The organism is Chryseobacterium sp. Marseille-Q3244, assembly GCF_940807095.1.
GTDB lineage: Bacteria > Bacteroidota > Bacteroidia > Flavobacteriales > Weeksellaceae > Chryseobacterium.
On the sequence record NZ_CALNWX010000002.1, the window covers coordinates 541,329 to 555,512 of the forward strand.

The window sequence follows — 14,184 nt, forward strand, 5'->3', positions numbered from 1 at the left end:
TATGAGTACAATTTTTGATAATATAACAGAACTTCCTAGTAGAGAAATTGCCGAAAGAGCTAAACACTTAATTGGTTTTGAAAACAAATATAATAGGATACTTTCGAACTTAAAGCTCTTGCTGGATCAAGAAGGTCTTGTTGAGTGGAGCAAAAAATTTCATAAAACAGAACTTCCAGTAATTTCACAACTGAAAGAAAAATATCCATTAATTATATTGGCAGGTGACGCAGGAACAGGCAAAACTGTTTCTGCCGAGGCCATTGCGGACAGAATGCTTAGGGAATTAAAAAAGGAAGGTTTTTTTCTAAAACTGAGTACAAGAGTTAGAGGAGAAGGTCTTCATGGTCAAATGGGGAATTTAGTAAATGATGCATTTGCTGAACTAAAAACTCAAGCAGGTAAGAAACGAATAGCATTTTTACTAATTGACGAAGCTGATGCAATTGCTTCGACAAGATCTACCATGCAGATGCATCAGGAAGAAAAAGCAGCTGTAAATACATTAATTCAAAAAATTGATGAAATTCGTGAACTAAATGGGCGAGCAATATTGTTTATGTCGACAAACAGATTGCATTTTCTTGATGAAGCTATTGTGAGAAGGGCGGCAATTATTTTAGAATTTGAGCGTCCCACCTTTGAGGAAAGAGTGCTTCTTTTTAAAACCTCTCTCGCTGGTGTTGAAATTACAGATAAGCAGTTAGAGGAATTGGCTAACCTGTCAGGAGAGGAATCGAACAATGGACTTTCTTTTTCTTTTTCAGATATAAGATTAAGAATATTGCCAGAAGCTGTTGCAAAATGTTTCCCGGATAAAGCTTTAGATTTTGAAACTGTCGCCGAGACAATTAAAAAACTTAATCCAAGCCCTAAAATTGTATGAAAAAAGGACCTATCTTTCTACAAATAATTCTGTCTGTTATTCTAATCGTTGGAGGATACATCGAAAAAGGAAACTGGACAGAATCTAAATATTCCACTACGGGATATATCACATTACTTACCTTCATTGTAACTTTTGTATATGAAAACTACAATAGACTTGGGTTTTATTTCCAGTCAAAGGTTTTGTTAAAAAATACTGATGTTCGTGTTTCTATTTCATATCTGTATAGAATAAAAGTTGAAAATGAATACTTGCTTGTTAAAAGCAGAACAAGAAAATATTTTCAGCCTGTGGGTGGTTGTTATAAAACATTACCTGGCTGTGAAAGAAAATTCGAAGAATTAGATGTTAGACCTGATAGAAAATTTGAAACTGAAAAGGGAATTGCAAAAAATGATCTGCGTGTTCATGTAAAAGGTAAAAATCTAATTGAATTTCTTAAATGGTTTGATTCAAAGGAGGATCGTGAGATTTCGCCTTGGAGAGAATTTTGTGAAGAATTAATTGCAACAGAAATTTTAACCTGGCGGCCTTTTAGATACATCGACTATAGATTTAAGAAAAAAATTCAATCACCTATAATTGATTTGGATATGGGAGGTAAAGGTCTTTTTATTTATGAAGTTTTTGATTTAGTAATTAATGATGAGCAAATGCCATTACTTAAAGATTTAAAGAATAAAACATCTGAAAATTACATCTGGGTTACGGATGAAGTTATTCAAACATTAGGTCATGAGACCGGTTCGAAATCTTTTCCACATGAAATTGGACCACATACAAAGTATGCACAAAACTTAAAATGGAGTAAATAAAACATCAATTGTTGATTTTTATGACATAGTACGTTATCATTAGGAGATAATTTGCATTGAATTTACTTTATTAAAATTTTACAATTTATCAAATATAAACCAGATTAGCACAAAAGTAATTTCGTAGTTTTTTAATGTCGTTTATTCAAATATATAATTGACAATTTTGTTATCATGATTATTATTTTAAGAGTGAAAAATATGGAGAGGAATTTTTTGTCTTTGAAAGTCTGTGTTTTAGTAAAAATTAGTGATCAAAAATGGTCTTTTATTTGGAAAAACTAAAAAAAGACATATATTTGCACCAGTAAAAACAAACAATCTTAAACTTATTTAAAAAAGTGACCTATTCGGTGACCTAAAAATAAGAGAACGATATAAAGCTTATGGATAGGGAGTTTTTCAAATAAGAACAAGTCCCGTCCGGATCGCAGAAGTTTTCTCAATTTCTTTTTAAAAAAATTGATCCGGTAGTTCAGCTGGTTAGAATGCCGCCCTGTCACGGCGGAGGTCGCGGGTTCGAGTCCCGTCCGGATCGCAAAAAGTCTTCTAGAAATAGAAGACTTTTTTTTGTTTTATACCCTCATCGTTTTTGTTATCTGGAGTTTTGATATATTCTTTAAAGACTTTTGTCTTACAGGAAATCCTAGCAATTAAAATGATAAGAATTGGGGAGGGGAAACTTATTATACTTTGCATACAAATGCTTCAAGCGATTAAAGAAGGTAAGACTATCTGCGATAACAATAAAATATAAAAAATTCCGACAATAAATTAAAAACCGGTTCTGGAACAGAACCAGTTTTAGTTTACTTACATGAAGTATTGACAGGATTATTAAGATAGTCTTTTCCCTGAGGAGGCTGTACAAAATAAGGAGTACCGTAAGTATTTCCCGGATGGAAAAAATCGGTAGAAATAATCTGTGCACCGCTGCTAAAGGCTGCTTTGGAGCGGGTAAAATCATTGACCTTGGCTTCATAGGTCTCAATGTCTGATCTTGTTCTTACGATATAGCCTTGCTTTACCAGTTCCTGAATTTCTTTTTGCCTCACAATGGCATTATCCCGCAATATGAAACCCGCGAAAGAATCATCGGGTTCACTGTTCAGAAACATGACTCTTTCTTTTAATGAGTCATTGATGAGATAAGGATTGTTTTTAGAGGATAAGGTTCCTGCACTTCCGGGTAGCAGCATAAAGATGAATTTCCCTTTGCTGTCATTCAGTTTTGGCCAGTTATTATGGATAACAGCTTCTTTTAATGTGCTGTATTTTCCCTGGACTTCTTTTGGGGTAATGATTTTATCCTTTCCCAAATATTTTACAATTTCAGCATCCAGATCATCGTAAGCCTTTTTATCAAATGGTAAAACCTTTGTGCTGTTTTCAAGAATAGGAAATCCTGAATCTTTTGCTTCAATCATCATAAACACCGGAGTGTGTTCTGGATGTTGATCAGACCATACTTTAAGAGTAGTAAGTGCATCTTTTAAAGTGGGATAATGAGTTCTGAAATCAATATCAGCCATATGCAATACTTTAAACCCAGGCTGATCCAGTCCTTGGGTATTGAAAGGAGCTAAATCTGTTACTCCTTTTGCTTTTAAAGCTTCATATGAGGCAGGATGACTGAATCTGTTACCTTCCGGATCATAATAAACGTCTATCTCCAAGCCGCGAAGATTAGCGTTGAGTTGTTCTGTGAAATCCGGATGGTTGTAGTTCAATCCTTCTTTTATATCCATTCCGTTAGGGTGATATTCTTTGAACTTTGCTTTTTGCTCTTCAGACATCATGCTATCGTATTTTTGCATCATTCCTTTAATGATTGGATTCACCATATCCAATACTTTGGGATCTGCCGGTTGAGCATATGAATTGTGAGTTCCCACAATCTGCAGTTGATTGATTCCTGGATTTTTACATTGATTCTGTGCCTGTAATAATGCTGTCATACAAAATGCAGCTCCAAATATATACTTTTTCATTGATGAATAAATTTTAATTAGAAGTTGTAAGTGAATCCTATTTGTCCACGCATTCCTGAGTAGGAAATGTTCTCTACACGGTCTTTGGTACCCATATAATAGCGGTTGGGTTCGTTGAAAATATTGTTAAGCTCTAAAAACAACCGGACTTTCTTTGAAATACTATATGAGGTAGAAAGATCTACGGTAAAGTTTTTATCGAAGTATTGGTAGTGATCTGCGCCTGCTGCAGCCCTGATTTCACTTACATAGTTGCCTTTATAGTTCCCTGCAATCCGAAGCATCAGTTTACTGGTTTCGTAAAACAAGATGGTATTGAAAATATGTTTGGCCTGGTTAGGGATTGTAGTGGACATGGTACCTGTCTGCTGACCGTTTTCATAGATTGGCATATTCATCCTGGAAGAGATGTAGGTATAGTTCCCTTCAAAACCTAAATTTTTCAAAAATCCAGGCAGGTTTTCAAAACGTTTGGAAATTCCAAACTCAAAACCAAATAATGTAGCTCCTTCCAGGTTTTTAGGAGCGGTAAAGGTGTAAGTTCTGCCTCCAATATCTGTTACTGACTGATCTTTATAAATGAGATTGGTAATGTCTTTGTAGAACACTCCGGCGGTAATCAGATCCAGTTTTCCAAAATAATTCTCGAACATAAGATCAAAGTTGTTGGAAAATGTAGGATCAAGTTTAGTATTTCCCTGAGTGATGGTGTTGGTAATATCATTAACGATGGTTCCGGGATTCAGGTCATTGAAATCAGGTCTTGCAAAAGAACGGGTGTAAGCTAGTCTTAGAATACGATCATTGCTGATATTCCATTTCAAATTAACCATAGGAAGCACTACGTTGTAGATTTTACTGTCTTTAATATCTTCCGTTTTATTATCCTTGTCTGAAACCACTTTTTTACCCCAGAATGTAATGTCATTATATTCATTTCTGAAACCTCCCAATACCTGAAGCTGATTGGTCACTTTCCAGGTTCCCATCATATAAGCTGCCCATACGTTTTCAGTTCCTCGGTAAGAACTCGTGATATTGGAACTACTGTCTTTGCTGCTTACCCGCATCAGTCCTAAACTATTCTGTGTCGCAGGATTGTACATCTGATCAATCTGTCCGTTGGTAATCTGATTAATAATAGCTGAGTTATAAGGATTTCCAAGAGGATTCATGAAACCTCCTCTGTAAGGAAAAGCTTCACGTTCAAGTTGGTTCATATAAGTTACAGGAGTTCCGGGAATTCCAAGAGAGGATTTAGGCATCCATACCAGTAAAGAACTGTCTACATTTTTGTTCTTATTATTGTATTTTGTTCCGAATTTAAGCTCAAAATTATCGGATACTTTATACTTTAAATCTACCTGTCCTCTAAGATCTGTTTCGCTGTTGTGGTTCTGACTGAGGATGATTTGGTTTAATCTTAATTGATCTGCTGCTATAGTCTGTTGGTTATAAGGTAAAGTGAAGCTTCCGGTATCTCCAACACCTTCTGGAGCATCCATTGCCAGGTATTTTCTTCCATCTGCAGAAAGGTTTCCGTAGGTCGTAGGTTGTATAAAATTGACCATAGGATAACCTCTTTCATTTTTGTCCAGATTTTCCGGAGAATTGAATCTGAACTCTGAACGTGCTTTGGATAAGGACCAGTTTACTTCCAGACGCTGTCCTACCTGATAATTTCCACCCAGTTGCATAGAATACAGATCGGTAAGGTAATCCGCATGGCGTGCTTGGAGCGTTACATTTTTATTGTCAAAATTAAAATAGGATTCCCTTACAGATTGGCCATCTTTATATTGGCTGTATAAGCCTTTAAAATAGAGTTTATTCCTGCTGTTTATTTCATAATCCAATCCCATATTAAACCCGAGTGTTCTCCGGTTGGCTAAATAATCACGAAGCTGCAGCTGATTGATAGAGTAGGAGGCTGTTTTATCTTTCAGTCCGTAGTTAAAAATATTTCTCATTTGATCTATAGCGGTAGAGCGCTCCCAGATCACAGCAGAAGAGATAAATTTCAGTTTATTGGTAATCTTGTTTCCGTAAACAATAGAGGAATTATAGGTTGGCGATTTTGACATATTAACATAGCCGGAAGACATACTGATCGCTAGGGTTTCCTTATTGGGAGAAGTTTTGGTAATGAAATCTACATTTCCGCCAATAGCATCTCCATCCAAATCCGGAGTTAAAGCTTTAGATAAACGAACATTCTGAATAAGTTCTGATGGGAAAATATCCATTTGCACCCCGCGATTGGCATTATCTCCGCTCGCACTAGGCATTCTGTTACCATTTAAAGTAGAAGCTGTCCATTGTATAGGAGTTCCTCTTACCGCCACAAAGCGTCCTTCCCCCATATCACGCTCAATGGATACTCCCTGCATCCTTTGTACGGCATCTGCTGCATTACGATCCGGAAGTTTTCCAATGGCATCAGCAGAAAGAACTTCCGTGATGGTATTAGAATTTTTCTTCATCGTGATAGCTCTGGCTTGCGAGGCTTTGTAAACACTGGTAACCACTACTTCCTGAATACTGTTTTCCTTAAGTCTGGCTCCGAATTTAACCAATCCAAGATCAACTTCCTTTTTGTCTGCTACGTTAAAAGGAATGTAAACGGTATCATATCCTTTGTATTCTACAACAAGGTTGTAGTTGCCATCATGAATATTATTCAGAACAAAGGATCCATCAGTATTGGAGGTAACCTTTTGACTGCTGTTTTCAATATATACCAGGGCATTGGGCAGGTTTCCCTGGCTGTCTACTACAGTTCCGTGAACTGAGGTTTGTGCAAAGGCGAAAGGGCCCAAAAGAAAAAATGCTGCTTTTGTTAGAAAAAGACTTTCTCGTGACATCTTAGTGAAATTTTATGCAAAGATGTCCGCTCGCCAAACAGTTTTAGTTCATTTAAATTTCAGACTACTATTTCTGTTGAGTTCGAGGTGAACTGTTTTGTAAATCAATAGGTTACTAATATTAAATAATTGTAACTTAATGGATGAGCTGAGAAGGCAGACAATCAAATTCTTTCTTAAAATATTTATAAAAAGTTGATTTGGACTTAAAGCCACATTGAAATGCAAGATCAATGACACTTGCAGAAGGATCTTCCGATAATATCTGTTTAAAATGTTGGATACGGTTTCTGTTGGTATATTCGTGGAAGTTGGTATTGAGGTGTTTATTAAAGGTAATACTTAAATCGGATTTGCTTATTTTTAAATGGCTGGAAAGCTGATCGAGAGTAAACTCTTCATCAAGATACTCGTTACTTTCCTTATAAAAGGTAACAACGGCATTTTGTACTGTCTCAAAATCTATTTTTGAAAGGTCCTTATACAGATAGGTTTCTTTAGGAGCAGAAAAATGAGATCTATTCTGTTGTTCCAAAATTCTGTGCTGGTACGTTAAAATATAAACATACAAAATCCATCCAAATTGGAAAAGGAATAGTAAACTGTATATCTTCTGATAGATCAGTGTATCCCAGCCCAGTTGATAAACCGTCCAAAAAATCAATACTCCCATTAATACATAATAAACCAGATAACGAAAATTACTGGCTACTGGATGGGTAATGTTTTTACGGTATTTGGTCAGGAAATAAATACAGGTAGCAAGACATGCCACCCAATAATAGCTGTAGTATGCAAAATAAACCTGGTAAGATTTTATGGCCATATCCGCCCAGGATAAATCAAAGATTTTGGCTGTCAAAGCAATGGCATGATGAACAACCACTAATGTAAGTGGAACGATCAGGTATTTAAGCCGGTCTCTCCATTTTGCATGAATTAAGTAGGTGGTAATATATAGGAAAATGAGTCCTTTAAACACGCGCAGACTTCCAGGAATTTCATACAGAACAGATTCATAGCCGAATCTCTGAATAATGAAATATTCATAGCCCATATCCAATGCTACCACCCCGATATACAATAACAGCATATTCAGGACAGATTCCCTGTTTTTAATGAGATAGAGCAATAGGGTGAGGGTGATAAGTGCCTGTAGTACAACTACCATAATGATGTATAACATGATAACTGATATTTTGTCAAAATTATAGATAATATGAGCATGGTATCTTTAACAAATTATTAAATATCAGTCAGAAAACGAAGGGAATAGGATTTTTGTCAATCGAATAGTTATTATTACTTTAGCATTTAAAGCGGAATTTAATGTCAAAAAATAAATACATTCTATTATCAATATTGAAAACCTGGCTGATCTCAACTGTCGTTTCAATGATCCTTCTCATTGTATTTATGACATTAACGAGAGAGCCTGTAAGAGAACATCCAAGAAATTGCGATATGAGTGGGCTGGTGTACGGAATTACCGTATTTTGGATATTGTTCATGAGTATAGTATCATTCAGCAGCTTATTATCGCTTTTGCAACCATTTCAGTCTACGGTAAAATCAGGTTTATGCTGGTTTTTCTTTCCGATACTTTCTCTTGGATATTATTTATTTCAGATGGTAGAGCTTAAAATCGATGGCGAAATGATTTTAGTATTTTTGATTATGAATTTGCCCTGGTTTATACTTTGGATCTTTTATTATACTAGATTAAGAACTCTTCACTTTAATCAGAAAATTCAGTAATAAGATAATAGGTTGGTTACACCTCATTTGTATCATTGATAGATAATGCGAGATAAAAAAAATTACTGTCTGATAGGACAGTAATAGTAAAAATCAGTGATAGGGTGGTTTGATCAGTTTGTAATTTAAAGCAGAGATTTATGCTGTTTAAAAGGCTGATCGTTGATGTTGCTTTTGACTCGGTCAATTATTTAATATTTAGTCTGAATTAGGTGTCATTGTCTGAGTTATTTTACGATAAAAACTTGACGAATCAACTTTGTTTGGACCGAATTTTTGGCAACTTCTATATCATGGTTATTGATGACATGTTGGTTTGCTTTTTCTGATTGTTTGTATACTGCATTTCAGGATTCATCCTAACGATGGTATTTCTGAAAAAGGTACAATCATGCAAATCGTTTGCAAATCTATATCACAGCATTTTGAGAATTGCTACACTTTTGTGTAGATTTGTGGTATAAAAGTTAAAAACTATCCTTTAGTGTAGTAGTGAGAAAAGCTTTTAAAAAATATGGAACAGATTAAAAGATTTTTTAACGAAAAAAATGAGGTCAGTAAAGATGCTGACATTGATTTCAGTCAGGACGCGGATTACCTTGAGGCTGTAAAAGCACTTGCCAGAACCACCTACCAAAGCCTGTATGTTATCAATTATCAAACTAAGGGGTTTGAATATGTTTCAGAAAACCCTCTTTTTCTATGTGGTAAAACCTCAGAAGAAGTAAAGAATCTCGGCTATGCATTTTATTTCCAGAATGTGAAACCGGAGGATTTGGAAATGCTGGTTAAGATCAATGAAGCAGGATTTAAATTTTATGATAAGATTCCGATAGAGGATAGGAAGCTTTATTCTATTTCCTATGACTTCAATCTGATCAATAGTAAAAAGAATATGATTCTGGTTAATCATAAACTGGCGCCTATGTTCCTTACCGAAGATGGGCAGGTTTGGAAAGCTTTGTGTGCTGTTTCCCTTTCTAATAATACGTCTTCCGGAAATGTAGTCCTCAGTAAGGAAGGTTCTGATGAAATCTGGAAATATGATCTTATAGCAGATAAATGGGAGAAAAGTGAAAAGATAAAACTATCTTCAAGAGAATATGAAATTTTAAGCCTGTACACCAGTGGTCATACGATCAGTGAAATTGCAGATAAACTTTTTATTACGGCAGATACTGTGAAATTTCATCGCAAAAAACTTTTTGAAAAAATTGGTGTAAGCAATATTGCGGAAGCTTTATCTTATGCGAAAACCAATAAACTGCTTTAAAAAAATATTGAATCACCGTTTTTTTACGGTATTTTTCATAATGTCTTTTAGGATTCAATTTTAGGTCTGATATTTGTACTGGGTAGCCAAACTAAATGACCTTAATTTATTTATGAAGAACATATCTGTGAAAAAATCATTTCTATACGCCTGTTTATGTGCAGTATTCCTTGTTTCCTGTAAAAAAGAAATAGAAAAAATCAGCGATACTTTTAAAGATACTGTTTCTGCTTCCGAAACTCCGGAAACAGAGCAAGACTCTATAAAGAAAGATTCAGTGCCTGTGGTTAAAAAAGAATCTGCTCCGCCTATGATGCAGGAGAATGGTTTTTATAATGCCTTTGTCCTTCCAAAAGATAAAAAAATGCGGGATTCTGTATATGCAGCATTCAGTAAAAAGTATGATGAGAAGGAACGCACCGCTATTTTAGCATTAAACAGACTGGATTCTAAAAGCAAATGGAATGCTGATACCTTGGTAGTTCCTGCTAAAATAGACACTACCTTAATGGCGTATTCTCCATTTCCTATGCAGCTTGATATACTAAGCGGTGTGAAGAAATTCGTGATCTTTTCTTATCCGATCCAGGCTTATGCGGTATACTCTAACGGAGGTCTTGTGAAATGGGGACCAACCAGTATGGGGAAAAAGACTGCACAGACAACGAGAGGACTCACTTTTGCCAACTGGAAAAAGAAACTGTCCATTTCTACAGTAAGCAGTGAATGGAAACTTCCTTACAATTTTAATATCCATAACATAGGGGGTATCGGCTGGCACGAATATACACTTCCTGGATATCCTGCATCACATTCCTGTTTAAGACTATTAAGAAAAGATGCACAATGGCTGTATTCTTATGCTGATACATGGATACTGAATCCAGGGGGTGCCACTACAAAGGCGAGAGGTACAGCGGTAATGGTATTCGGTGATTATAATTGGGGGGGAAGAAGGCCATGGAAAAAGCTTCTAAATGACCCAAATGCCAATAATATATCTGTTGAAGAGCTTACAAAATTATTGGAACCGGATGTTCCTAAAATGCTGAAGGAACAGGCTAACAGAGAAAAAGTAGCCGATTCCATTAAAACAGCAAAAGCAATGGCTACTCCTATTCAGAATGAAAGGCCTACAGATACTTTGTCTAAATAATCTTCTTCTCAAATTGTAAAGTAGATTCTTCAGCAAACTGTCTTAACTTAAGCATTTCATCTTTCCCTTTATGCTGTCCGAATCTTGCCGCAATATAAGTGAGAAGAATAAAAAATAACATGATAAAAGAAGCGCTCAGTGCCCAAGGGTATTCGGCGCTTTTTATTTGTTTTTCCACGTAATACATAGTGAAAAAGGTCATCCAAAGAATAGAAAAGGAAAAGTAAAGAAACATGAAGAATGTCCATACCGCAGAGCTGGGACCAAAAACTCCCCGTATTACTGTTTCATCATCTTCCATTTCGACGCGCAAAGCAAGACGCGGTTTCCAGTAATTATCAAATTTTGTTTCCACCCAAATGGTAGCAACCTCTTTATTGATGTTGCCAGAAAACTCATTTTTATGTTCAGCGAGATATTTTTTCAGATTTTCAGCATACTCTTCCTTGGTAAGATGAGTAAACATCTTAAATCTTGGTCGCGTTCTTATTCTGTCTAAGGTAGTTTCTTCAGTTGTCATATTGTTTATTCTTGATAAGGGATCGGATCTTCCAAATTAAAACGGAAAGTCAGTTTTTCTTCTTGCCTCTGAATAACCATGGTGATCGTTCTTCCTTCTGAGGACTTCATGATTTCAAGGATTTTCTCAAGCTTCATGTCTGCTGTTTTGTCTCCATTGATACTGATCACTTTGTCGTCTTTTTTTAAGCCTGCTACATAAGCCGGTGAATCTTTTCTCACTCCAGCAATTGCAAATATGGGTTTTAGAATAAAATTATATTGAAAAGATTCTCTATACACTTCATTCTTATTACCTACTGTACCGTTTACTGTGCCACCCATGGCTTGAGTTTCAATTTTCACTCTATCCTGCTGCCATTCAAGTCCGTCCTGTTTAAAATCCAGTCCACTCATATTAAAATGGAAAGGATCGTCAAAATTTCTGTTTTTCTTCAAATATAGCTTATTGTTAGCATAATCAAAAATAATAGAAAATCGTCTCATGATTTCACCTCCTACAGAGCCTTTCCGGTCTTTGACCAGGCTCACATGCTGAATAGAGAACTCATCAGGCATAGCGGTAAGCGGTTTTTCAAATTTAAAATCACCAAGATAAAAATTATGGATTCTGCTTCTTTTACCATAAATATCTCCATTGAATCCACGACCTAGAAAATCATCAATATTAGGACGGTTATAAACAAAATCTTTAATAAGAGTAGGGAAGAGCCAGATTGCATCACTGTTTCCAAGATCAATAAGAAGTTTTGATTCTTTCTTTTCACGGGTCATTTCTACGCCGGCGTTTAGATAAGGTTTATCTTTTTCAATACTGATCGGCATTTCATCAAATTTTCTAATCTTCCTTTTTAAAGGATCCATATTCTCATAGACCGTTATTTTTTTAGAAATATAGTCAATAGCGATCGGGTGATCTTTAAAAAAATGGTAACCAATAACGCCGTTTACAGGAATTCCTACATGAGAGGAAATATTGAATTCCTCATCAAGAATCACATAAAGAGACATAGAAGTATTGATGATCTCATCTCCAATTCTACCGATATTACGTTCTGATTTTAATCCATCTATACTTAGGCTTCCTCCAAGCCCGGAAAACTTTATTTTTTCAACATTACTCAGCTTAACTTCTTTATTGTCCAGGCTGAAAAGAATGGTTTCTGCTACTCCGGTGTCCACCATAAAGGTTAGGTTGGCTCCATTTATGTTGACTGGGATAAAAATCAGATTGTTGATAAGCTGAAAAGGGATGACTGTTTTCTGAGTATTGATCAGTCGGAAAGAGTTCTGTGCATGGATAAAAATACCCAATAATAAACCCAGTAAAAGTAGCTTTAATTTCATATACTCAATTTACTGAATTTATCTTTATGGTAATAAAAAAACATTCCAAATACTGGAATGTTTATACGAACTACAATAGATTTGTTGTTTTTATTGAATTTATTTTAAAATTGGAATCTGCTTATTTTGAGAAGAAATCCATTAAATCCATATAATTTTTCTGATTGACTCCATGCCCGCTCATATATTCTCTGAATGTGAAATAGCAATTGAGGTCATAAAGAAGCTCAGCAGCCTTTCTTCCCCAATCAATCGGGATCACAGCATCATCAGTACCGTGAGATACAAAGAATCTTAGCTTTTCCAGTTTCTTTTTGTCCTTTACAATTCCATCCAGAATCTTTTCTTCTGCATAAGAACTCAAACAGGCAACATTTGTAAATAATTCAGGATATTTTAATGCCAGAGCATAGCATAATATTCCTCCCTGGCTGAATCCGCATAAATGAACTTTGCTTTCAGTGAGACCATAATTATTTATGATTTTTAATATACTTTCCAGTACAGCATTTAAAGATTCTTTAGCCTGAGGAACATCAATGAAATTTTCAGGGTCGTTAAAATTAATATCATACCATGAATATCCCTCAAATTGAGTATCTCTGGGAGCTCTGAAACTAATGATGATCCAATCTTTTGGAAGGGTTTCTCTAAAGCTGAAAAGGTCCTGCTCATTGCTGCCGTAGCCGTGAAGCATAAAAAGTATAGGAGTAGCAGAGGTAATATTTTCCGGCTCTCTTACTAAATAATCTAAATTCATACAGCAAATATAATTAATAAATTACATTGTAAATCTTAACTTTTATGATTCATATATGAGAGCTGAAGAAATCATTTTCAAAAGATAAAAAGTAAACGCTAATCTTTAAATAAAAACACAATAATTCTATTTTTGTAATGTTACTTTTTATGAGTATTAAAATAATTCTAAATATAATGATGTTTTATGTTTAATAATTAGAGGATTGCGTTGTATTATTGGGTTTTTTAAAGTGAATTCTGTTTTTGTTGATTTGATATTTTTTGTAAAAAAATGTTGTAAAATTTTCACTAAAGATATTTTTATATTAATAAAAAACTTATATTTGGAACATTAAAAAATCTATTTGGAGAAATGAAGCAATTTTACAATTTAAAAAGTTTACTTAGACTTTCTTCTTTATTCGTTTTGTTATTTTCAGTGATTACTGTGGTAAATTCGTGTAAAAAAGATGACGATGATGAATTTCAGGATCATGTGGTTCAATTTGTAGCGAAAGCTACTACAGGATCAGAGCTTATCTCTGTGGTAACCCAGGTAGGAACTGCACAGAATACTATATACAGTACGCCTACTGCACCTTTAAAAGAAAGTTGGACAAGTGGTGAAATGTGGGTTAATTCCAGCCAGGCACAGATCAATTTTGCTGCGAATGCTGTATTGCCACAGGCAAATTCAGAACTTACCATTACTCTTTTGATAGATGGAGAGGTTGCCAGAACTGCTAAAGTTACAGGAAAAGGTGATAATCAGGTTGTAAAAGTTGCTTTTAGCTTCCTTGAGCCATAAATAAAGTTTACTATATAAAATAA

The 14,184-nt window shown here is 35.1% G+C and carries 12 protein-coding genes and 1 tRNA gene; 7 read left to right on the forward strand and 6 right to left on the reverse strand.

Annotated elements, in window-relative coordinates; translation table 11 throughout:
- The first annotated feature begins 1 nt into the window (after nucleotide 1).
- From NBX25_RS05615 to NBX25_RS05625, 3 genes are all read left to right on the forward strand, one after another.
- Nucleotides 2-886, forward strand: coding sequence for an AAA family ATPase (locus NBX25_RS05615; protein ID WP_002981077.1), 885 nt, complete (start codon nucleotides 2-4; stop codon nucleotides 884-886).
- The gene (locus tag NBX25_RS05620) at nucleotides 883-1,704 is read left to right on the forward strand and encodes an SMODS-associated NUDIX domain-containing protein (protein WP_002981076.1); all 822 of its coding nucleotides are present in this window, start codon (nucleotides 883-885) and stop codon (nucleotides 1,702-1,704) included. Before NBX25_RS05615 ends, NBX25_RS05620 begins: the two co-directional genes overlap by 4 nt.
- A gap of 464 nt (nucleotides 1,705-2,168) precedes the next feature.
- Nucleotides 2,169-2,242: transfer RNA gene (locus tag NBX25_RS05625), tRNA-Asp, on the forward strand.
- A gap of 271 nt (nucleotides 2,243-2,513) precedes the next feature.
- Here NBX25_RS05625 and NBX25_RS05630 read toward each other — a convergent pair.
- The 3 genes from NBX25_RS05630 to NBX25_RS05640 form a co-directional block, all read right to left on the reverse strand.
- Complete coding sequence (locus NBX25_RS05630) at nucleotides 2,514-3,695, reverse strand: phosphatidylinositol-specific phospholipase C domain-containing protein (protein ID WP_250253011.1); 1,182 nt, start codon at nucleotides 3,693-3,695, stop codon at nucleotides 2,514-2,516.
- 17 nt (nucleotides 3,696-3,712) lie between these two features.
- Nucleotides 3,713-6,559, reverse strand: coding sequence for a TonB-dependent receptor (locus NBX25_RS05635; RefSeq protein ID WP_250253017.1), 2,847 nt, complete (start codon nucleotides 6,557-6,559; stop codon nucleotides 3,713-3,715).
- 136 nt (nucleotides 6,560-6,695) lie between these two features.
- A complete protein-coding gene (locus tag NBX25_RS05640) occupies nucleotides 6,696-7,745 on the reverse strand; it encodes a helix-turn-helix transcriptional regulator (RefSeq protein ID WP_250253019.1) in 1,050 nt (349 codons plus the stop codon).
- Between the two features lie 143 nt (nucleotides 7,746-7,888).
- Between NBX25_RS05640 and NBX25_RS05645 the strand changes: the two genes are divergently transcribed.
- The 3 genes from NBX25_RS05645 (at nucleotide 7,889) to NBX25_RS05655 (ending at nucleotide 10,746) form a co-directional block, all read left to right on the forward strand.
- Nucleotides 7,889-8,317: a hypothetical protein gene (locus NBX25_RS05645; protein ID WP_250253020.1), complete on the forward strand. Its 429-nt coding sequence runs from the start codon at nucleotides 7,889-7,891 to the stop codon at nucleotides 8,315-8,317.
- A 514-nt stretch (nucleotides 8,318-8,831) separates the two neighbouring features.
- Entirely contained in the window at nucleotides 8,832-9,590 is a 759-nt protein-coding gene (locus NBX25_RS05650; RefSeq protein WP_123908598.1) for a response regulator transcription factor, read from the forward strand.
- Nucleotides 9,591-9,702: 112 nt separating this feature from the next.
- Nucleotides 9,703-10,746 carry a L,D-transpeptidase gene (locus tag NBX25_RS05655; protein ID WP_250253022.1) on the forward strand — a complete coding sequence of 348 codons (1,044 nt, stop codon included), beginning with the start codon at nucleotides 9,703-9,705 and terminating at the stop codon, nucleotides 10,744-10,746.
- Here the strand turns inward: NBX25_RS05655 and NBX25_RS05660 are convergent.
- The 3 genes from NBX25_RS05660 to NBX25_RS05670 form a co-directional block, all read right to left on the reverse strand.
- A complete protein-coding gene (locus NBX25_RS05660) occupies nucleotides 10,739-11,266 on the reverse strand; it encodes a hypothetical protein (protein WP_123908596.1) in 528 nt (175 codons plus the stop codon). The genes NBX25_RS05655 and NBX25_RS05660 overlap by 8 nt on opposite strands.
- Nucleotides 11,267-11,271: 5 nt before the next feature.
- Nucleotides 11,272-12,612 (reverse strand): PDZ domain-containing protein, encoded by a 1,341-nt coding sequence (locus NBX25_RS05665; RefSeq protein WP_250253024.1) that lies wholly within the window; start codon nucleotides 12,610-12,612, stop codon nucleotides 11,272-11,274.
- Nucleotides 12,613-12,733: 121 nt separating this feature from the next.
- Nucleotides 12,734-13,372: an alpha/beta hydrolase gene (locus NBX25_RS05670; RefSeq protein ID WP_123908594.1), complete on the reverse strand. Its 639-nt coding sequence runs from the start codon at nucleotides 13,370-13,372 to the stop codon at nucleotides 12,734-12,736.
- A gap of 354 nt (nucleotides 13,373-13,726) precedes the next feature.
- Between NBX25_RS05670 and NBX25_RS05675 the strand changes: the two genes are divergently transcribed.
- Nucleotides 13,727-14,161, forward strand: coding sequence for a hypothetical protein (locus tag NBX25_RS05675; protein WP_123908593.1), 435 nt, complete (start codon nucleotides 13,727-13,729; stop codon nucleotides 14,159-14,161).
- Nucleotides 14,162-14,184 lie beyond the last annotated feature (23 nt).